Source organism: Ruegeria sp. AB8 (assembly GCF_056542605.1).
Genome location: NZ_JBQGAB010000007.1, coordinates 1 through 19282, shown reverse-complemented (window position 1 = coordinate 19282; position 19282 = coordinate 1). Strand labels below are relative to the sequence as shown.

At 58.4% G+C, this 19282-nt stretch carries 17 protein-coding genes and 1 tRNA gene; 10 read left to right on the top strand and 8 right to left on the bottom strand.

Annotated features, from left to right (window positions below):
• Nucleotides 1-43 precede the first annotated feature (43 nt).
• From ACR0CG_RS08730 to ACR0CG_RS08720, 3 genes are read left to right on the top strand one after another with little or no spacing between them, the layout of a single operon-like run.
• Nucleotides 44-1126 (top strand): ABC transporter permease, encoded by a 1083-nt coding sequence (locus ACR0CG_RS08730; protein ID WP_170614852.1) that lies wholly within the window; start codon nt 44-46, stop codon nt 1124-1126.
• Nucleotides 1127-1129: 3 nt separating this feature from the next.
• Nucleotides 1130-2050, top strand: coding sequence for an ABC transporter permease (locus tag ACR0CG_RS08725; protein WP_170614853.1), 921 nt, complete (start codon nt 1130-1132; stop codon nt 2048-2050).
• Between the two features lie 35 nt (nt 2051-2085).
• Nucleotides 2086-3159, top strand: a complete 1074-nt coding sequence (locus tag ACR0CG_RS08720) for a BMP family ABC transporter substrate-binding protein (protein ID WP_170681068.1) — start codon at nt 2086-2088, stop codon at nt 3157-3159.
• A gap of 305 nt (nt 3160-3464) precedes the next feature.
• Here the strand turns inward: ACR0CG_RS08720 and ACR0CG_RS08715 are convergent, their stop codons facing one another.
• The 3 genes from ACR0CG_RS08715 to ACR0CG_RS08705 are packed head-to-tail and all read right to left on the bottom strand — an operon-like array spanning nt 3465 to nt 5107.
• Nucleotides 3465-4190: an HlyD family secretion protein gene (locus tag ACR0CG_RS08715; RefSeq protein ID WP_480524166.1), complete on the bottom strand. Its 726-nt coding sequence runs from the start codon at nt 4188-4190 to the stop codon at nt 3465-3467.
• Between the two features lie 26 nt (nt 4191-4216).
• Nucleotides 4217-4702: a hypothetical protein gene (locus ACR0CG_RS08710; RefSeq protein WP_480524164.1), complete on the bottom strand. Its 486-nt coding sequence runs from the start codon at nt 4700-4702 to the stop codon at nt 4217-4219.
• A gap of 3 nt (nt 4703-4705) precedes the next feature.
• The gene (locus ACR0CG_RS08705) at nt 4706-5107 is read right to left on the bottom strand and encodes a hypothetical protein (RefSeq protein WP_480524162.1); all 402 of its coding nucleotides are present in this window, start codon (nt 5105-5107) and stop codon (nt 4706-4708) included.
• 129 nt (nt 5108-5236) lie between these two features.
• Here ACR0CG_RS08705 and ACR0CG_RS08700 point away from each other — a divergent pair, with 129 nt between their 5' ends.
• The 3 genes from ACR0CG_RS08700 to ACR0CG_RS08690 all read left to right on the top strand — a co-directional run bounded on the left by ACR0CG_RS08700 (nt 5237) and on the right by ACR0CG_RS08690 (nt 7364).
• Nucleotides 5237-6310 (top strand): NAD(P)/FAD-dependent oxidoreductase, encoded by a 1074-nt coding sequence (locus ACR0CG_RS08700; RefSeq protein ID WP_480524160.1) that lies wholly within the window; start codon nt 5237-5239, stop codon nt 6308-6310.
• The gene (locus ACR0CG_RS08695; protein WP_480524158.1) at nt 6307-6960 is read left to right on the top strand and encodes a DUF938 domain-containing protein; all 654 of its coding nucleotides are present in this window, start codon (nt 6307-6309) and stop codon (nt 6958-6960) included. The genes ACR0CG_RS08700 and ACR0CG_RS08695 overlap by 4 nt, the downstream gene beginning before the upstream one ends.
• A 65-nt stretch (nt 6961-7025) precedes the next feature.
• Nucleotides 7026-7364: a carboxymuconolactone decarboxylase family protein gene (locus ACR0CG_RS08690; protein ID WP_480524156.1), complete on the top strand. Its 339-nt coding sequence runs from the start codon at nt 7026-7028 to the stop codon at nt 7362-7364.
• A 68-nt stretch (nt 7365-7432) separates the two neighbouring features.
• On the opposite strand, the gene ACR0CG_RS08685 is transcribed toward ACR0CG_RS08690, so the two are convergent.
• The 4 genes from ACR0CG_RS08685 to ACR0CG_RS08670 form a co-directional block, all read right to left on the bottom strand.
• Complete coding sequence (locus tag ACR0CG_RS08685; protein WP_480524154.1) at nt 7433-9940, bottom strand: GcvT family protein; 2508 nt, start codon at nt 9938-9940, stop codon at nt 7433-7435.
• A gap of 180 nt (nt 9941-10120) precedes the next feature.
• Nucleotides 10121-11518 carry an FAD-binding oxidoreductase gene (locus ACR0CG_RS08680; protein WP_480524152.1) on the bottom strand — a complete coding sequence of 466 codons (1398 nt, stop codon included), beginning with the start codon at nt 11516-11518 and terminating at the stop codon, nt 10121-10123.
• A 23-nt stretch (nt 11519-11541) separates the two neighbouring features.
• Nucleotides 11542-13323, bottom strand: a complete 1782-nt coding sequence (gene ggt / locus ACR0CG_RS08675) for a gamma-glutamyltransferase (protein ID WP_480524150.1) — start codon at nt 13321-13323, stop codon at nt 11542-11544.
• A gap of 82 nt (nt 13324-13405) precedes the next feature.
• Nucleotides 13406-14392 carry a 2-hydroxyacid dehydrogenase gene (locus ACR0CG_RS08670; RefSeq protein WP_480524148.1) on the bottom strand — a complete coding sequence of 329 codons (987 nt, stop codon included), beginning with the start codon at nt 14390-14392 and terminating at the stop codon, nt 13406-13408.
• A gap of 138 nt (nt 14393-14530) precedes the next feature.
• On the opposite strand from ACR0CG_RS08670, the gene ACR0CG_RS08665 reads away from it, so the two are divergent.
• Nucleotides 14531-15052, top strand: a complete 522-nt coding sequence (locus tag ACR0CG_RS08665; RefSeq protein WP_480524147.1) for an SH3 domain-containing protein — start codon at nt 14531-14533, stop codon at nt 15050-15052.
• A 15-nt stretch (nt 15053-15067) separates the two neighbouring features.
• On the opposite strand, the gene ACR0CG_RS08660 is transcribed toward ACR0CG_RS08665, so the two are convergent.
• Nucleotides 15068-15574 carry a ferritin gene (locus ACR0CG_RS08660; RefSeq protein WP_480524145.1) on the bottom strand — a complete coding sequence of 169 codons (507 nt, stop codon included), beginning with the start codon at nt 15572-15574 and terminating at the stop codon, nt 15068-15070.
• 252 nt (nt 15575-15826) lie between these two features.
• Here ACR0CG_RS08660 and ACR0CG_RS08655 point away from each other — a divergent pair, with 252 nt between their 5' ends.
• From ACR0CG_RS08655 to ACR0CG_RS08645, 3 genes are all read left to right on the top strand, one after another.
• Nucleotides 15827-16816 carry an NADPH:quinone reductase gene (locus ACR0CG_RS08655; protein ID WP_480524143.1) on the top strand — a complete coding sequence of 330 codons (990 nt, stop codon included), beginning with the start codon at nt 15827-15829 and terminating at the stop codon, nt 16814-16816.
• 89 nt (nt 16817-16905) lie between these two features.
• Nucleotides 16906-16980: transfer RNA gene (locus ACR0CG_RS08650), tRNA-Gln, on the top strand.
• A gap of 229 nt (nt 16981-17209) precedes the next feature.
• Nucleotides 17210-18637 (top strand): hypothetical protein, encoded by a 1428-nt coding sequence (locus ACR0CG_RS08645; RefSeq protein ID WP_480524141.1) that lies wholly within the window; start codon nt 17210-17212, stop codon nt 18635-18637.
• Nucleotides 18638-19282: the final 645 nt, after the last annotated feature.

The following is a 19282-nucleotide window of genomic DNA, read 5'->3' as shown; positions in this document are numbered from 1 at the left end:
GGGAGTATTTTCAAAAAGATGAAGAACTTGGAGGGATGAGCAGGTGATTGTGTTGGAGAAACGGCCGCAGCCGTCCAAGGCGTGGTCTTATGCGACCCCTCTTGTGGCCGTGCTGGCAACGATGGTGTTTGGCGGGCTTTTGTTCGCTATTCTGGGCAAGAACCCGCTGCAGGCAATCGGCACCATCTTTTGGGAGCCATTGTTCGGTGAGTTTTCCTTTTACTACCGGCCGCAACTGCTGGTGAAAGGCGCGCCGCTGGTGCTGATCGCGATTGGCCTTTCGCTGGGTTTCCGGGCCGGCATCTGGAATATCGGTGCCGAGGGCCAGTATATCATGGGCGCCATATTCGGCGCTGCTGCGGGACTTGCGTTCTACCCATTGGAGGGCTGGTACATCTTCCCGATAATGGTGATCGCCGGTGCGTTTGGCGGCTGGCTGTGGGCGATGATCCCGGCCTTTTTGAAAGTGCGCTTTGGCACCAACGAAATCCTTGTTTCGCTGATGCTGGTCTATGTGGCCGAGCAGATGCTGGCCTCGGTTTCTCTTGGCCTGCTGAAGAATCCCGAAGGGTTCGGCTTTCCCGGCTCGCGCAACCTGCAATCCTATGAAAGCGCACATAATGCCGAGCTGATCGCGGGTTCGGGGATGCACTGGGGTGTCGTAACCGCCTTGATCGCGGTGATCTTTGCCTATGTGCTGCTGAACCGTCACATGCTCGGTTTTCACATCCGCCTGACAGGTGAGGCTCCGCGCGCCGCGAAATTCGCCGGTGTAAACCCTGCTCGTCTGATCCTGTTCTGCCTGGGCCTGTCCGGCATGCTGGCCGGGTTGGCAGGCATGTTCGAGGTCTCGGGACCGGCCGGTGTCGTCAGCATCGATTTCAATGTGGGCTACGGCTTTACTGCGATCATCGTGGCCTTTCTGGGCCGCCTGCACCCGGTGGGTATCCTGCTGGCCGGTGGCCTGATGGCGCTGACCTATATTGGCGGCGAAATCGCCCAGTCTCAGATGGGCCTGCCGGCCGCAGCCATTCAGGTGTTCCAGGGGATGCTTCTGTTCTTCCTGCTGGCATTCGATCTTCTGACAAACTACCGCATCCGTGCGGCCCGTAGCGAGGTGGCGTGACCCATGGACCTTGGTGAAATCAATCCCGTACTTCTGGTCGCCTCGCTGATGGTAGCCGCAACCCCACTGCTTCTGGCCGCGATCGGAGAGCTTGTCGTCGAAAAGGCTGGTGTTCTGAACCTTGGCGTTGAAGGCATGATGATTGTGGGCGCGATCAGCGGTTTTGCAATCTCGGTCGAAACCGGCTCGCCTTGGCTGGGATTCATCGCGGCTGCCATCGGCGGCGCCGTTCTGTCCCTTCTGTTCGTCCTGCTGACGCAGGTGGCGCTGGCCAATCAGGTCGCCAGTGGCCTTGCGCTGACGCTGTTCGGTCTAGGGTTCAGTGCATTGATGGGGCAGAGCTATGTAGGGATCAAACCGCCCAGCATGGGCGACATCCATATCCCTGTTCTGAGCGATATCCCGGTCATTGGCCCGATCCTGTTCCAGCACGATCCGATCCTATATGTCGGCATCGCTCTGACGGCCGCCGTCTGGGCCACGCTGAAATACACCCGTGTTGGTCTGATCCTGCGCGCGGTGGGTGAAAACCACGATGCGGCGCACGCCCTGGGCTACAAGGTCATCAAGATCCGCATCATGGCGATCCTGTTCGGCGGAGCCTGTGCCGGACTTGGCGGCGCGTACATCAGCCTGATCCGTGTTCCGCAGTGGACCGAGGGCATGACCGCCGGTGTTGGCTGGATTGCTCTGGCTTTGGTCGTGTTCGCAAGCTGGAAGCCGTGGCGTGCATTGCTGGGTGCTTATTTGTTTGGCGGAATCACGGTGTTGCAGCTTAATCTGCAGGCAGCGGGCGTTGCCATTCCAGTCGAGTATCTGGCAATGTCGCCATACATCATCACGATCCTTGTGCTTGTGATCCTTTCGGCCGACAAGAGCAGCGCACCTGCCTCACTGGGCCGGACCTTCCATGCCTCGCACTAGACGGGGCCAACTGAACCAACTTGGGGAGTAACTAAATGAAATTCACAACACTTCTGACAAGCGCCGCCATGGCGCTGGGTCTGGCGACAAGCGCCATGGCCGAAGACAAAACCAAGGTCGGGTTTGTTTATGTCGGCCCCGTGGGCGACGGCGGCTGGACCTATGAACACAACAAGGGCCGTCTGGCCGTTGAGGAGCATTTCGGTGACAAGGTCGAAACCGTATTTGTTGAATCGGTGCCCGAAGGCCCGGACGCCGAGCGTGTGATGACTCAGATGGCGCTGGAAGGTGCTGACCTGATCTTTACCACCTCGTTCGGCTACATGGACCCGACCATCAACGTGGCCAAGAAATTCCCGAACGTGAAGTTCGAGCACGCAACCGGCTACAAGACTGCCGACAACGTCTCGGTCTATTCGGCACGCTTTTATGAAGGCCGCGCCGTTCAGGGCCACATCGCAGGGAAAATGACCCAGTCGAACATCGTCGGTTACATCGGCTCGTACCCGATCCCCGAAGTGATCCGCGGCATCAACTCAGCCTACATCCATGCCAAGAAGGTGAACCCGGATGTCGATTTCAAAATTGTCTGGGCCTACACTTGGTTCGACCCGGCGAAAGAGGCCGACGCGGCCACTGTTCTGATCGAACAGGGCGCGGACGTGATCCTGCAGCATACCGACTCGACCGCGCCGCAGGCGGCCGCGCAAGAGGCAGGCAATGTCATCACGTTCGGTCAGGCCTCGGACATGAGCGAATACGCCCCGAAGCCACGCGTATCCTCGATCATCGACAACTGGGCGCCCTACTACATCGCGCGCACCCAGGCCGTTATGGATGGATCGTGGGAAACCGTGAACACCTGGGACGGCATCAAGGAAGGCATGGTTGAGATTGGCGAAATCTCGGACGCAGTGCCTGCCGACGTGAAAGAGGAAGCGCTGGCCATGAAGGCAGCCATTGCTGACGGCAGCTACCACCCGTTCACCGGCCCGCTGAAAAAGCAGGACGGCAGCGACTGGCTGGCCGAAGGTGAAGTGGCCGATGACGGTACTCTGGCCGGTATGAACTTCTATGTCGAAGGTCTGGAAGGTGAGATTCCGCAGTAAACACTGTAAGATTGAAACATTGGGGTTGGCCCTCGGGCCAACCCTTTTTTGTTTCCGTGGCAGCTACGGCACGGCAGATCGCCAGAATACAGCAGGACCTGATTTCAGTTGGCGACTGTTCCCCATCGCCCCAAGCACAGCCCGACCCTTACTGGCTGTCGTTCGCCAGCGTGCTTGCGGACCCTGGCGATTGGCTGGTTCCAGCCTTTTTGGACACCAAAGCCAACGTCGGAGACAGCTCCTGAACGGAACGCGAAACGCTGCCGCGAGACCGGCCGTTGCGCGTTAACCGGCAAGCTGATTGCTCAGTGCCCGCTCAGAACCAGCGTGTTGACCGGCATCAGGATCAGTCGCAGACGCAGGCCTGCCGCGTGGACGACACCGATCGTGTCGACGACATGCAGAAACGCAGCCTCCCAGAAACCCAGGTCTTCATGCTCCAGCCGCTCGTGGTTGTCCGTGTACACATTTGCCAGACAGTTGCTGCCGGCCGGAATGTCGTCCGCCATGCCTTTGTACAGGGGTTCGAGATAGACAAGGATCGACCCCGGCACCGTATTGGTCTGCACATCACGCAATTCGTCCGAGGGGCGGATCTGACCCGAGGGGATCACGTCCTGCACCTCGACCACGACCATCGGGATCACCGTAAACGGTTTGGTCATGCAGCCAAGCTCTCCGATCATGCCCGGCTTGATGACCTGTGCGGACAGCTGATTGAAGGCCGCCTGGAACCGGTCATGACCGGACGAGAACGGAACCAGAATACCAGCCGGGCGCAGCAGCGGGCTGACATAGTCGCCGACCTGCAATCCGAACTGTTCGACGCGGCCCGTAACCCCGGCATTGATGACGGTTTTATCCAGCTCGGTCAGGGCGGCGTCCAATTGTGCATTGGCGCTGGCCAATTGCGCGGGAATCAACTCTTCGATCTGTTGCACGACCGCAGCGCGCCGGGATTGGGCTGCTGTCATTTGGGCTTCACGCTCGGCCACCAGGTTTTCCAGGCGGTCGATTTCGGCCAGACGCACAGCGCTTGATCCTTCGTCGCGCAGGGTTATATTGCGCTCAAGATCCTCCAGCGCCTGATCAAGCGCGGCCTTTGCGCCGGCACGGCAATCCCGGCTTCCGCCTCGGCCAGATCGGTTTGCGCGACTTTCAGCGAGGCCTGAACCTGCGCGATTTCGGCATGCGCCGCCTCGACCTGCGCGGTCTGGGTCAGATCCTCGATCCGGAAGATCGGTTGACCGGCCGTGACCTGTTCGTTGTTTCGAACGTAAACTTCGGATACGCGCCCGCCCAGTTGCGGCAGGATGGTGACAGTGCGGAAATAGGACGCCGCCGTGCTGCTGGCGGGATGAAAATAAAACAGGGTGGTGATCACGGTCAGCGCCAGAATGGCACATGTGGTCAGACCCCAGCGCAGTTCGTACCACATGGTGAACAGTGTGATCTCGTGTCCGATCCGCTTGCCCTGAACATAGCGTCGAAACAGATAATCCGGCAGCACCGTGACCAGCGCACACATCAATGTCTCAAGCATGAATTAGTGCTCCTGCTGCGGTTCTTGTGCCGGTTGTGGCGCGGGTGGTTCCGGCGCGCGCTGCGGCGCCAGGGACCGGATGGCATCGGCAATTCCACGCAGGGGTGCAGCAAAATCCGGGAACTGAAACCCGGCCACAAGGATCGCCGCGACCCAGAACAGACCGTTATGAGTGAACAACGCCAGCAGCGCCAGAATACCCACCAGCTGAAATTGCGGATGGTTGGACTGGTGTGCAATTTTCTCGGGGATCGAATGCAGGGTGAAATATGCAACCCCAAGCAAAACAATCACGACAACAGTAAAAACCAGCATGAAAGTGAAAAGAAAATCGCTTCCGTCTGCCTGTGTCACGTAGGACGGAATATGTCCCGTGGCCATCGGGTGTAATTCTGCGGCGTTCACCCTGCCCTCCCTTTATCTGATTGCCCACTGTTTGAATGGGTTGAAGCGCAAATTCAAGCCTGCTTGAATGACCTGACCCCGCTTCACGGGTTGTGTTCCATAAACATCGATTCAGACGGGTAAAACGAGTTGATTGATTTTCTGATCATTGGCGGCGGCATCGCCGGTCTGAGCGCGGGCGCACGCCTGTCGCAATTTGGCTCTGTCACCGTGCTGGAAGCGGAAGACGCGCTGGGGTATCACGCTTCGGGTCGGTCGGCTGCCCTGTTCGAAGAAAGCTATGGGCCACCGTCGGTGGTCGCGTTGAACAGGGCCGGTGCGCAGTTTCTGCAATCCGATAACGGCGGTTATCTGACACCTCGGGGGATCATGCTGGTTGCGGCACCCCATCAGGCCGAAGAATTCAGGAAAGATGCCGAAAACCTGAGCGTGGCGCCGATTTCCACGGAAGACGCCTTGGCCCGTGTCCCGATCCTGGACCCGGACACGCTGGCATTCGCGGCAGTTGGTCATGCCGCGTTTGACATCGACACGGACCGGTTGTTGCAGGATTTTGCCCGAACCATACGAAAGAACGGCGGCCAAATTCTGACCAGGCGCAAGGTCAATGCAATCAGCAAGCCCCGGCATTGGGAAATAAAGGCAGATCAGGTTTATCAGGCCCGGATGCTGGTCAATGCCGCTGGCGCATGGGCTGATGAAATCGCGGAACTGGCCGGGATCGCACCGCTCGGCATCACGCCGTATCGCAGATCGATGGCCCGCATTCCTGCGCCGGGCGGATATGACCTGCGCGGCTGGCCCATGATGCTGGGTGCCGGCGACAGCTGGTATGCCAAGCCGGACGCGGGAAACCTTATCGTGTCCCCTAGCGAGGCTGATCCCGTCGCCCCCCACGATGCCTATGCCGATGACATGGTTCTGGCCGAAGGGTTGGCCCGGTATGAAGCGATGGTCACGGAACCCGTCAACCGGGTTTTGGCGAACTGGGCGGGATTGCGCAGCTTTGCCCCGGACGGAACTCTGGTTCTGGGGCCTGATCCCGGCGACCCCTCGTTCGTCTGGTCCGTCGGTCAGGGCGGTTACGGGTTTCAGACCGCACCCGCTGCATCACAGCTTGTCGCGGATCTGACAACAGGCGCCGCCCCCGAACTGGATCAGGAAACAGTCGCCGCTTTGAGCCCGGCGAGGTTTTACGCATGACCCTCCGCAAATTGCCCTCGAACGCGAGCGTTGCGACGCCGGAGGCCGGCGGAAAATTGGTTGCTCCGGCCGCGAGCCGAAACAGCGGTGTTCTTTGCGACCTGTTGCTGCAATGGGCACCGCGTTCAGGTTCCGCGCTTGAGATTGCCAGCGGCACCGGCCAGCATGTCAGCGCCTTTGCGGCCACCCTGCCCGAAGTCAATTGGCAACCGACCGAAGTTGATCCTGTTCGCCGCACCAGCATCGACGCCTATACAACGGCCCTGGCCAACGTATCGAAGGCCGCACATCTGGATGCCACAACAGAAGGCTGGCACAGGCAGTTTGCAGAGCTCGACCTTGTGGTCCTGATCAACCTGCTTCACCTTATCAGTTGGGACGAAACAAAGACGCTTCTGACGGAAGTCGCCCTGGCGCTGTGCGTAAATGGGCGTTTTGTCCTTTATGGCCCGTTCAAGCGTTCCGGTACCCTGACCAGCGACGGTGACCAACGCTTTCATGACGCCCTTTTCCAGCAAGACCCTGAAATCGGGTACAAAAACGATGATGACATCGCTGAATTCATGGAAGGGCAAGGATTGAGTGTTGTCGAAAGAGTGGAGTTGCCTGCAAATAATCTAGCCTTCATTGCGGATAAACGCGGCAACTGATCAAGATCAAAGTCTAGTGGTGAACTTCGATATATTCCGTTTTTTGTATATAACGGAGAACGTCAATGACCTGGACGACAAAACTGTCTGAAACCCGAACCGGTTTGCGCAACCTGAATGGGGCGATTCCCGACACGGCGCGCGCCTTCGGCGCGTTGGGAAAATCTGTCAAAGAAGGCGGTGCGTTGGACTACAAGATCAAGGAATTCATCGCCCTTGGGATGTCGATCGCCGTGCGCTGTGAACCCTGCATCTCATTGCACACAGAAGCCCTTGTGAAAGCCGGGGCTTCACGCGACGAAGTCTCGGACGTGCTTTCAATGGCCATCCAGATGGGCGGTGGACCATCCATGATGTACGCGGCCAAGGCATTGGAATGTTTCGACGAACTTTCCATTAAGTAACAACAAGTTACCCTATAAGCCCAGCACAAAAGGCGGCGCACTTCAGGTGCACCGCCCGTGGTTCTTACTTAACCGTCCTTGCGGATGGTTTCGTTTTTCGGATCGTAGGGGCTGTCGCAGGTTACGACCGCATCCCACAGCTTGTCCTGAATTTTGACCTGCAGCTTGGTGCCTTCGACCGCCAATTCGGGCTTCACATAGCCCATGCCGATGGATTTCTCGAAGGCCACCGAGTAGCCGCCCGAGGTTAGACGACCCACGCGCTCACCTTCCGGCGTGTACAGCGCCTCGCGGCCCCACGGGTCGGCATCGTCCGGGCCGTCGATCAGCAGGGTGCAGCATTTCACGCGCACGCCGGTCTCTTCCAGCTTGGCCTTGCCGTAGAAGTCCTTGGACAGGTCAACAAAACGCGGCAGATCGGCTTCCAGCGGGGTTGCATCGCGGCCCAGTTCGGTGCCGAAGGCGCGATAGGATTTCTCCTGACGCAGCCAGTTCTGAGCGCGTGCACCGACCAGCTTCATACCGTGCTTCTCACCAGCTTTTTCCAGCAGGTCGAACAGGTAGTTCTGCATCTCGATCGGGTGGTGCAGTTCCCAGCCCAGCTCACCGGTATAGGCCACACGGATCGCGTTGACCGGGCACATACCCAGTTCGATCTGACGGGCCGATAGCCACGGGAAACGCTTGTTGGACAGAGCGGTTTCCGGATCGGCGTCTTTGATGACCTCTTTCAGCACGTCGCGCGACTTGGGCCCGGCGATGGCGAAGACGCCCCACTGGGTGGTCACGTCCTGGATCTCGATGTAACCGAACTCCTCCATCTTGTCCTCGGCCGCTTTTCGCAGGTAGTCGGCGTCGTACTCGGTCCAGGCACCGGCCGAGACGATGTAGTAGTTATTCTCGCCATTGCGGACGATGGTGTACTCGGTGCGGGTGGTGCCGTGCGACGTCAGCGCGTAGGTCAGGTTGATACGACCGACCTTGGGCAGCTTGTTGCAGGTGAACCAATCCAGGAATTGCGTCGCACCGGGGCCTTTGACGACATGCTTGGTGAAGGCCGACGCGTCGATCAGGCCAACGCCTTCGCGGATCGCCTTGGCTTCTTCAACGGCATGTTGCCACCAGCCACCACGGCGGAACGAGCGGCTTTCCTTGTCGAAGTTGTCAGGTGCATCGACGGGGCCGAAATAGTTCGGGCGTTCCCACCCGTTGACCCATCCGAACTGTGCGCCACGTGCTTTCTGCCGATCATAGGCCGGAACGGTACGCAGCGGACGGCAGGCTTCACGCTCTTCATCCGGGTGGTGCAGGATGTAGACGTGCTCATAACACTCTTCGTTCTTGCGCGCCGCGAACTCGGTGGTCATCCAGTTCGACGAATAGCGTTTCGGGTCCAGCGAGGCCATGTCGATCTCGGCTTCGCCATCGACCATCATCTGAGCCAGATAATAGCCGGTGCCGCCCGCGGCGGTGATACCGAACGAGAAACCTTCGGCCAGCCACATGTTGCGCAAGCCCGGTGCCGGACCGACCAGCGGGTTGCCGTCAGGGGTGTAGCAGATCGGGCCGTTGAAATCGTCTTTCAGACCGGATTCGGCACAGGACGGCACACGTTCGGCCATTGCCATGTACTGATCCGCGATCCGGTCCAGATCCAGCGGGAACAGGTCGGCACGGAAGCTGTCCGGCACGCCATGTTCAAAGCGCGCGGGTGCGCCGTGCTCATAGATACCCAGAATCCAGCCGCCACGTTCTTCACGCGCATAGGATTCGTTGTCCGCGTCGCGCACGACGGGGTGTTCCGGGTTGCCCGCTTCACGCCATTTGCCCAGCTCAGGGTCCTTGTCCATGACGATGAAAGTGTGTTCGACCGGAATCGCGGGCATCTTGATGCCCAGCATCTTGGCGGTGCGCTGTGCGTGGTTGCCCGATGCGGTCACGACATGCTCGGCTGTGATCACGACCTTCTCGTCGCTTTCGACAAGGTTGCCACCCTTTTCCACCATTTTGGTGCAGGTGACTTCCCAATGGGTGCCGTTCCAGTGGAACGCGTCGGCCTGCATCTTGCGCACGATGTCTACGCCACGCTGACGGGCCCCCTTGGCCATCGCCTGTGTTACGTCCGCAGGGTTTATGTAGCCGTCTTCGGTGTGGTAGATCGCACCCTTCAGGTCCGAGGTCTCGATCAGCGGCCAGCGTTCCTTGATCTGCTCGGGTGTCAGCCACTCGTAGGCGACGTCGCAGGTTTCGGCTGTGGACGCATAGAGCATGTATTCGTCCATACGCTCTTGCGTTTGCGCCATGCGCAGGTTGCCGACCACGGCGAAACCTGCGTTCAGGCCGGTTTCCTCCTCGAGCGTCTTGTAGAAATCGACCGAGTATTTGTGGATGTGAGTTGTCGCATAGGACATGTTGAACAGCGGCAGCAGACCGGCGGCGTGCCAGGTCGATCCGGACGTCAATTCGTCCCGCTCGATCAGCATCACATCGTCCCAGCCCGCCTTGGCCAGATGATACGCAATCGAGGTGCCGACGGCGCCGCCGCCAACGACCAGTGCTTTGACTTGGGTTTTCATGTGCCCGCTCTCCGGAATGAATCTGTTTGGCATGGTTTATGACGAATGGCGCATCTGACCGCAAAGTCCATCCGACGCAAAAACGGACAAAACCGACCTTAGTGCACGAACAACAGAAGTTCGGTCAGCTGAAGATCGTTGAATTTGAGTATTTGGGAAAAGATGAAGCGGCAGGGCCGCTCACAATATCTTGCCCGGGTTCATGATATTGTCCGGATCCAAAGCAGATTTGATTGCGGCCATGTAATCCAACGCAGGCCCGAGCTCTCGATGAAGGTAGGGTCGCTTGCCTTGCCCGATGCCATGTTCACCCGTGCAAGTTCCGTCCATAGAGATGGCCAGATCATTCAGCCAGCCGACGAATTGTTCAGCATTGGACACCTCGGCTGCATTGTCCATGTCGATCAACAACAGAGTGTGGAAGTTGCCGTCCCCGACATGCCCTACCATCGGCGCGACCAGGCCCAGCTCGGCCGCTTTGGCCTGCGTGGCAGTCACACATTCGGAGAGACGCGAGATCGGGACGCAGACATCGGTCGAAATACCACTTGTGCCGGGTCGTAACTGCAGACACGCCCAGTACATGTCGTGGCGGGCCTGCCAAAGCCTGTTACGTTCTTCCGTGGTCGAGGTTGCGGCGAAATCGGTACCGCCAAACTCATCCGCGATGTGTCCGAAGGTTTCGGCCTGTTCGATGGCACCGGATTCGGACCCGTGAAACTCGAGCAGCAAGAGCGGTGTTTCAGGGAGAGCCAGGCCGGAATAGGCATTGGCCGCCTTGACCGACAACTCATCCAGCAATTCGATCCTGGCCACGGGGATACCGTATTGGATGGTCATCATGACGGCCTGACAGGCCGCATCGACGGAGGGAAAGGAACACCGGGCTGAACTGATCGCCTCGGGGATGCCCTGAAGGCGCAGCGTCAGTTCGGTGATGATGCCCAAGGTGCCCTCGGCCCCGATCAGCAGCCGGGTCAGGTCATATCCGGCCGAGGACTTTTTGGCCCTGTGGCCGGTACGAATGATCCGCCCATCCGGCATCACGGCCTCGAGGCTGAGTATATTGTCCTTCATCGTGCCGTAGCGGACGGCATTTGTGCCTGACGCGCGGGTCGCAGCCATCCCGCCCAGCGAGGCATTCGCCCCCGGGTCGATGGGAAAAAACAGGCCCTGATCCCGCAGATACGTATTCAGATCCTCACGCGTGACACCGGGTTGCACAAGACAGTCCAGATCACCGGCATTGACGGCCAGTATCTTGTTCATCTGGCTCAGATCAACACAAACCCCACCTGCGGGCGCGTTCACGTGCCCTTCCAGCGAAGTGCCGGTTCCAAATGCAATCACCGGCACTTTGTGAAGCGCACAGGTGCTGACGATATCCGAGACTTCTGCGGTTGAGTGTGGAAAGACCACCGCGTCCGGCGGCTGGTTTTCTATCCAGGTCGTTGTATGCCCATGCTGATCGCGGATGGCATCACCCGTTTGCAGCCGGTCCCCGAATGTCTGTTTCAGGATACCGATTGCGGTTGCAATCCCGTCCTCATTCCGGGGCAAAGCGTTTGCCTGCACCATGGTCTTTCCTTTCTGTCGCCCGGTTATTCACCCAGCGCGATACCTTCACGACGCGGGTCTGCGCCACCGATCAGCACCTCTCCGATTTCGATAGCATGCAGGCCCGAGGTCAGATCCCGGGCATTCACTTCGAAACCCAGCTCGGTCAGGGCATCCAGGAAACCTTCTGCACCGGTGCCCAACTCGACATCATAGGTCCCAAAACGGTTGACCAGATGCGGCAAGGACACTGCCTGCTGCACATCCATGCCCCAATCGGCCCAGGCGATGATCGATTTGGCGACATACCCGATGATGCGGCTGCCGCCAGGCGAGCCTATGGCCAGCACCGGAGCACCGTCCTGCATGACGATGGTCGGGCTCATCGACGAGCGGGGGCGTTTGCCGGGTTCAAGCCGGTTGGCAATCGGGACGCCGTCCTTGTGCGTTCGGAACGAGAAATCCGTCAGTTCATTGTTCAGCAGGAAGCCGTTTGTCATCAGCCGTGAGCCAAAGCCGTTTTCGATCGTTGTCGTCATCGACAGCACATTTCCATACCGGTCAACGATCGAGATATGCGACGTCGACGGCAGCTCCAGAGAAACATCATCCGCCAGGTTCAGGGCGTGGTCGAACTCGGGCTTGCCGGGTGTTGCCTCGGTCAGGGTACCTTCCTGGTTCAGCAGCGAACCGCGCTGGGAAAGATAGTCCGGGTCCACCAGACCGGCGGTCGGCACCGGGACGAAATCGCTGTCAGCCATGTAGCGACCGCGATCGGCAAATGCCAGTCTCGAGGCGTCACCGATCAATCGCCACGCTTCGGGGTTTTCCGGCCCGAGGCCAGCCAGATCGTAGCCGTCCAGCATTCCCAGAATTTGCCCGACCGTCAGGGCACCTGATGATGGCGGGCCCATGCCGCAGACCTCATAGGCCCGGTAGGCCGCGCAAACCGGCGCGCGCTCGACCACCTGATAGAGCGCGAGGTCGACCCCGGACAACACACCCGGATTGCCCGGCGCCGAGCGGACTGTGTTCACGATGCCCGCAGCAATATCGCCACCGTAAAACCCGGCTGAGCCTTCACTTGCCAAAGTGCGAAGCGTTTCGGCATATGCCGGATTTGTCAGCCGCTGCCCCTGTTCCAAAGGTGCCCCACCGGGCAGGAAATATTCGGCCGTAGCAGGAAAACGCGCCAGCCTCTCGGCGTCGTTCGCGACCAAAGCCGCCAATCGAGGCGACACCAGAAATCCGTCATCGGCCAGCGCGATGCCGTCCTTGAACAACGAGGGCCATGAGCTGCGCCCCCAGCGCCGATGCGCTTCTTCGAGCAAGGCAGGCGTACCGGGCGTTCCCACAGAAAGGCCACTGACAACGGCATCGAAGAACTTCAGCGGCTCTCCGTTTTCGTCCTGAAACAGCGTGGGTCTTGCCGCGAGCGGTGCAGTTTCACGCCCGTCCAGAGTGGTCAGCTGACCGCTGGCCGCATCGTACCAGACCAGAAAGGCGCCACCGCCCAGACCTGACGATTGCGGCTCGACCAATCCCAGGACGACCTGAACGGCAACCATCGCGTCCGCCGCCGTGCCCCCGTCGCGCAGCACCCGCGCGCCCGCCTCGACCGCAAGCGGGTTGGCGGCGGCCACCATCCAGTCTTGCGCTTCAACCGGGGCCCCGGCCATCTTCGCTTCAAGCGCTGCGATCACCTCAGCGGTCAGCGCCTGCGCCTCACCTTCGGTCGCCGCCTCGGGCGACACCGCGTCCGCAGTTTCCTGAGCGAATACCGAAGTGGTCGAGACAGCCACAGACAGAAGCAGTCCTGAAATCATTCCACCTTTCATAGTGTCCTCTCAATCTAATAATGATGAAATACACGATCGCCCCGGCCTTTCCGACCGGGGCGTCATTTTGTCAAAGCATTGATGGCACCACCTGATCCGGTGGCCGATGCCCGTCCTCGAAGGTTTTGATATTGATGATGACCTTCTCGCCCATCTCAATCCGCCCCTCCAGCGTGGCGGACCCCATGTGCGGCAACAGGACAACATTGGGCAGTTGCCTCAGGCGCGGATTGACGTCGGTTCCATGTTCGTAGACATCCAACCCTGCCCCCGCGATTTCGCCTGACCGGATCATGCGGGTCAGCGCATTTTCATCGACCACTTCACCGCGCGACGTGTTCACAAGAACGGCCGACGGTTTCATCAGTTTCAGACGACGTGCGTTCATCAGATGAAAACTTGACGGGGTCGACGGGCAGTTGACCGAGATGACATCCATCCGCGACACCATCTGGTCCAGGCTCTCCCAATAGGTCGCTTCAAGTTCTTCTTCGGTCTCGGGGCGCAGCCTGCGGCGGTTGTGGTAATGCACCTGCATTCCGAACGCGGCGGCACGGCGCGCGACAGCCTGACCGATCCGGCCCATGCCGAGGATGCCAAGCCGGCGACCGCCGATCCGCCCTCCAAGGAATGCCGTGGGCGCCCATCCCGTCCAATCGCCCTTTTGCATGATCGCCAGCCCCTCGGGGATACGGCGTGTGACGGCCAATATCAGCGCCATTGTCATATCCGCGGTATCATCGGTCAGAACACCGGGGGTGTTCGAGACCAGTATCCCACGCTGCCGCGCCGTCGCGACATCGATATTATCGACGCCGGCGCCATAATTTGCGATCAGCCGCAGGTTTTCACCCGCCTGCCCCAGCAGTCCGCCGTCAATGGTATCCGTGACCGTCGGGACAAGGACATCCGCCTCTTTCACGGCCGCGACAAGCTCGTCGCGGGTCATGGGTGTATCATCGTCCCGCAGGCGCACATCAAACAGCTCGCTCAATCGGGTTTCCACTGCCTCTGGCAACCGTCGCGTAACGACAACACTCAGACGTTCTCTTGGCACTTTCGCCCTCCCACTGCTTTGCAAACGTGCGCGCGCCATGTCATCGTGGCGCAGGATAAGGCGGGGCACAAGAACCCCACGGCCATTGAGTCGACCTTTTTTCGAAACCCGTTGAACAGGTATAAGAGCAGGCATTCGGTGAGTGGTTTTCTATCGGTAAAACGCCCGGTTCTGGCGGTCCTGTCTGTATTTCTGATCGTGTTCGGCACATTGGCGGCCAGCGCGCAGGACAAACGCGGCCCCGTCACCAACCTGCCGTTGCCACGTTATGTGTCGATGAAAGCCGCAGAAGGGAATGTACGCCGCGGGCCATCGCTGACCCATCGAATCGATTGGGTGTTCAAGCGGCGCGGGATGCCGTTGCAGATCACTGCCGAATACGGAAACTGGCGCAAGGTTCAGGATCGCGACGGCGCCGGAGGTTGGGTCCACTACGCCCTGTTGTCAGGCGTACGGACCGTTCTGATCGAAAGCGACATGCTGCCGGTCTATTCCAGTCCCGACTCCGCCTCACAGGTCAGCGCTCATTTCGAAGCGGGCGTCGTGGCCCGCCTTGGAACCTGCACGGTTGACTGGTGCCGCGTCTCGGCCGGTGGCTATCGCGGCTGGACGCTGAAAGGTAACCTGTGGGGCGTTGATCCTGCAGAAATCCGGGAATAGCCCTTTCGCCGACGTCTATTCCGGGTCGCCAACGCCGCGAGCGCCAAGCTCCTGATCCAGCATCAAAAGGTGCCAGCGATCACCGTTGGCGGCCTTTGCCTTGTCCAGCACCTGACCTATCAGATCCTCTTCCTCGATCTGTTCGTCCAGAAACCAGTTCAACATGTTCTGGGTGCTGAACTCCCTGACTTCCTGCGCCAGTTCGAACAACGCATTGATTTGACCTGTTACAGTCTTCTCCTGCGCCAGCGCCGCTTCCAACACATCAACCGGCGAGCCAAAATCCACCTGGGGTTTGGCAATCCCGTCAATCTCTATCCGCCCCCCGCGCTTGGCCAGAAACTCGAAGATACGCATTGCGTGTGCGTTTTCCTCTGCCGACTGGCTTTTGAACCACTGTGCAAAGCCTGGCAGATCCTGGGATTCGAAATAAGCGGCCATCGCAAGATAAGAATACGAGGCGTGAAGCTCATTGTTGATCTGACGGTTCAGGGCGTCTGAAACTTTGGAATTCAATTGCATCTCTGAGCCTCCTTGGCACGTGTCTTGCGGATGTCCGACAGCTAATCCCTGAAATCCCCAATTTCAATGCGATTTCAGTTTTTAATTAGATATTTCATTACCTTAATTGACAATTCGTGCAACTGAAATTCAATTGCAACTGGCCTGCGGCAAAACAAGGAATCCACCGCAGCTGTCGCTCCCAATCCTTTACTGGGGCTGGCAATTCACGCCGTCCCGGCTACTGTTGCGGCGAAACAAGAAGGGAAGACCATGAAAGCCGTGACTTATAGCGCCTTTGGTTCCGCAGGCGACGTTCTGAAAGTACAGGATGTGCCCTCAACCGCTCCGGGGATCGGAGAAGTCACAGTCGATCTGGCTTTTTCAGCCGTCAATCCTTCGGATGTCAAAGCCCGCGCCGGAAGCAGACCCGGCGTGACCAAGCCGCCGTTCCCGGTGATCATCCCGCACAGCGACGGGTCCGGTGTTATCGCAGCGGTTGGCGAGGGAGTCCCAACCTCAAGGATTGGTCAACGCGTCTGGCTCTGGAACGGCCAGTGGCAGCGGCCGTTCGGCACAGCCGCCACTGAGATCACGCTGCCGGCCGAGCAAGCCGTGCCGCTGCCCGATTCCGTGTCTTTCGAAACCGGAGCCGTACTGGGCATTCCGGGCCTGACAGCATGCCACGCCGTATTCTCTGGCGGTGACATCGCAGGGCAAAGCCTGCTGATTCACGGCGGCGCTGGCACGGTCGGCTATCTGGCCGTTCAACTGGCAAAGTGGGGCGGCGCCCATGTCATCGCCACGTCCGGTCCGGGCAGTTTCGAAAGGGTTTTGCAGGCCGGAGCAGATGCGGTTCTGGACTACAATGCCCCGGACCTCGCGGATCAAATTCTGCAAGCCAACAACGGACGCCCAATCGCCCGAATCGTCGATGTCGAGTTTGGCCGGAACGTCGAGACGAACACGGCAGTCATCGCGGAAAACGGACGGATCAACACTTTTGGGTCCGCCAAGGAAATGCTTCCCGTTCTGCCCTTCTACCCTCTGATGTTCAAAGCGGTCACGCTGGAGACCATCCTGGTTTATCTATTGCCCATAGCCTCCCGTTCTGCTGCAATCGAAAAACTCCATACCGCACTTGAGGCAGGTGCCTTAAATTGCCCAATCCAACAGGTATTTTCTATGGACGAGTGCCCGGCGGCGCACGAATTGGTCGCGACCGGACATCGCGCCGGGGCGGTCTTGATTGAAACAAAATGAAGGCTTGAAAAAATTTCTGGGGCAACCGAGATTTTTGCAGGAAAGCCCTTGAACACCGCCACCAACAATCGTAGACAGCCGCTCACCGTTGGGGTGTAGCCAAGTGGTAAGGCAGCGGTTTTTGGTACCGTGTATCGTAGGTTCGAATCCTACCACCCCAGCCAGTTCATCAGAACATCGTTACTTCGATACCCGTGGCACCCGTTTGCTACGGAAAATGCCCCCGTTTATGCCCCAGTGGTTTCGGGTGTTCTGACTCCCCCTGTCACCCAACCTCTAGCAGGGGTTCTATGGGGGTGGGGAATAGGTATAAGTAATGAATAGAAACCGGAGGATTGAGAGACCCGAGTATCCCCGTTCCTGATCCATAATAGATAGAGGGAGGAGGAGGTTATGGGGGAGATAGAGAACCCATGGCACTCGCGGCCAATCGACGTTCACCGCTGGTCAGACCATCCAGAGGTGGCAGAGTTGATCGACCGCATCTGGGACGGCTACCTGCCGAGTGATAAGACCTCCGGACCGAAGCCGAAGACTGCATTTAGACATCAACTCCGAGTGCTGGTTCTGGACCTGTATGTCGCTTGGTTGGAAGACCCAGAACTGTCTATCGGCGTCTCCATGTCCTCGAACTACTGGGACACGTCTTCTCGCTATAACGCGATCCATATATCCAAGAAGATCATCCCGATCATTCACACCCTTATTGAGGCAGGTCTAGTGGATGTTGCCAAGGGCAGCTACTCGGGTCCTCTGGCTCGGGGCAACAGAACAACGAGGATACGAGCCTCCGAGGTGCTGCAGGGATGGTTCGCCGAAGTGGCATTCCGACGAGATGACGTTGGTCGGGTCGAAGGTGAAGAAATTATCATCCTCAGAGGCGACAAAGCAGAGGCACTGGTCGAGTACGAGGATACCGACGAGATCATCAGAATGCGGGCTGAGCTTGAGCGCTATAACCAAGTTATTGGTGACGCTTTCATTGATATCCCTGTTTTGGATGAACCAAGGGTCGATGATGTCCCCACCGATCATCATCATAAGTTCACCCGCCGGATATTCAGCCGCTCTGACTTCAACCTGAATGGGCGCTTTCATGGTGGTTGGTGGCAGCAGATCAACAGTGACTGGAGATCGAAGATCTTCATCAATGATACGCCCGTCGTCGAAGTGGACTTCCGCAGTCTCCATGTCTCGTTGCTCAGCCTTCGAGCAGGAAAAGAACTTGATGGCGATCCCTATGAATTGCCCGACATACTGGGTGCATGGCTGCCTTCTGTGCTGCAGCGTCAATTTATCAAGCGGCTTGTACTGACAGCGATCAACGCCGGTTCCAGGGATGCCGCCTTCCGGGCGTTTCGTGATGGCTTTCCAACCGGCCCCGCAGGCAAGACACTGACGAACGAGCAACTGGAGGCCCTGCTGACTGGCTTTCTGGAGAAGACCCCTCACATCAGGGACTTTCTGTTCGCGGATCAAGGTATTCAGTTGATGAACCTTGATAGTCAGATAGCGGAGCGCGTCCATCGGCACTTCTGCGATCGGGCCGTTCCAGTTCTTTCGGTGCTTGACAGTTTTATCGTCGATTACGCCCGAGTGGGTGAACTGAAGCGGATGATGGCCGAGGCACCTGCTGAAGTGGCTGGTGCACCGTTACCAACATCGAACAAGTTCTACGGGCTGGACGAACAACCCGACTCGAACGCTGACCACGTCAAAGACTACATCATCTGGCGGCAGACGGCCCGATCAGAGGGGTATCTTCAACGATTGGCGGAACATGAGCGGAGAACTGGGCGAGAGGTGGTGCCGTATACATAGATGGCACTGAGTTCGAAACCGCCGGAGTGAAACACTGGGTAAAATTTGGATCTGGGAGAATAGCCACTACGGGTGAAGAAGACTGCTTATCTCAGAACGGATGTTCTGTGATTTAGTTGAATCCAAGTGGAGCACAACGCTCGTAATGCGATCCATATGTGAAGCGACTAAATTCAATCTTTCATTAGTTAACGTTAAGTCTTCGTAGCTGATTTCCCGAGGTTTGCCATTCAATGTAGTCTGGATGAACACAGTGGACGCGGTGCCTCCATGCGCATTAAATCCGGTAGTGCCATGAGCAATTCTGTTCCGTATTTCCAAACCTTCCGACATCGTAACGAATAGCTCTTCGATGAAAGCTGCGTTTGAAGTATTTTCGCCAGCAATTTCTCCGTGCACCTTCTTCCAACGCTCAAGGATCCTAGAGATACCGTACACAGCTTGCGTTTTGCTTTGCCGTTCAAGGTAACCCAACGATTGCGCTAGTTGTCGTTCTAGGAACGACCAGACGAAGAAATGGGAGCCCACAGCGGCTTTTAGGTCGTTTAGGCCTATTGTCCGTCGTCAGGGATTTTGGGACAGATGGCGCTCTGATCTAAGAGAGGATGTGGCTCATCTGGTTGGTTTGATTATGCGGCGGATTTG

Excerpts from the sequence above, each read along its gene's own strand:
- ACR0CG_RS08725 (WP_170614853.1), top strand. The coding sequence starts at position 1,130 with ATGGACCTTGGTGAAATCAATCCCGTACTTCTGGTCGCCTCGCTGATG.
- ACR0CG_RS08720 (WP_170681068.1), top strand. The coding sequence starts at position 2,086 with ATGAAATTCACAACACTTCTGACAAGCGCCGCCATGGCGCTGGGTCTG.
- ACR0CG_RS08710 (WP_480524164.1), bottom strand. The coding sequence starts at position 4,702 with ATGCTTGAGACATTGATGTGTGCGCTGGTCACGGTGCTGCCGGATTAT.
- ACR0CG_RS08695 (WP_480524158.1), top strand. The coding sequence starts at position 6,307 with ATGACCCTCCGCAAATTGCCCTCGAACGCGAGCGTTGCGACGCCGGAG.
- ACR0CG_RS08690 (WP_480524156.1), top strand. The coding sequence starts at position 7,026 with ATGACCTGGACGACAAAACTGTCTGAAACCCGAACCGGTTTGCGCAAC.
- ACR0CG_RS08685 (WP_480524154.1), bottom strand. The coding sequence starts at position 9,940 with ATGAAAACCCAAGTCAAAGCACTGGTCGTTGGCGGCGGCGCCGTCGGC.
- ACR0CG_RS08680 (WP_480524152.1), bottom strand. The coding sequence starts at position 11,518 with ATGGTGCAGGCAAACGCTTTGCCCCGGAATGAGGACGGGATTGCAACC.
- ggt (WP_480524150.1), bottom strand. The coding sequence starts at position 13,323 with ATGATTTCAGGACTGCTTCTGTCTGTGGCTGTCTCGACCACTTCGGTA.
- ACR0CG_RS08660 (WP_480524145.1), bottom strand. The coding sequence starts at position 15,574 with ATGCAATTGAATTCCAAAGTTTCAGACGCCCTGAACCGTCAGATCAAC.
- ACR0CG_RS08655 (WP_480524143.1), top strand. The coding sequence starts at position 15,827 with ATGAAAGCCGTGACTTATAGCGCCTTTGGTTCCGCAGGCGACGTTCTG.
- ACR0CG_RS08645 (WP_480524141.1), top strand. The coding sequence starts at position 17,210 with ATGGGGGAGATAGAGAACCCATGGCACTCGCGGCCAATCGACGTTCAC.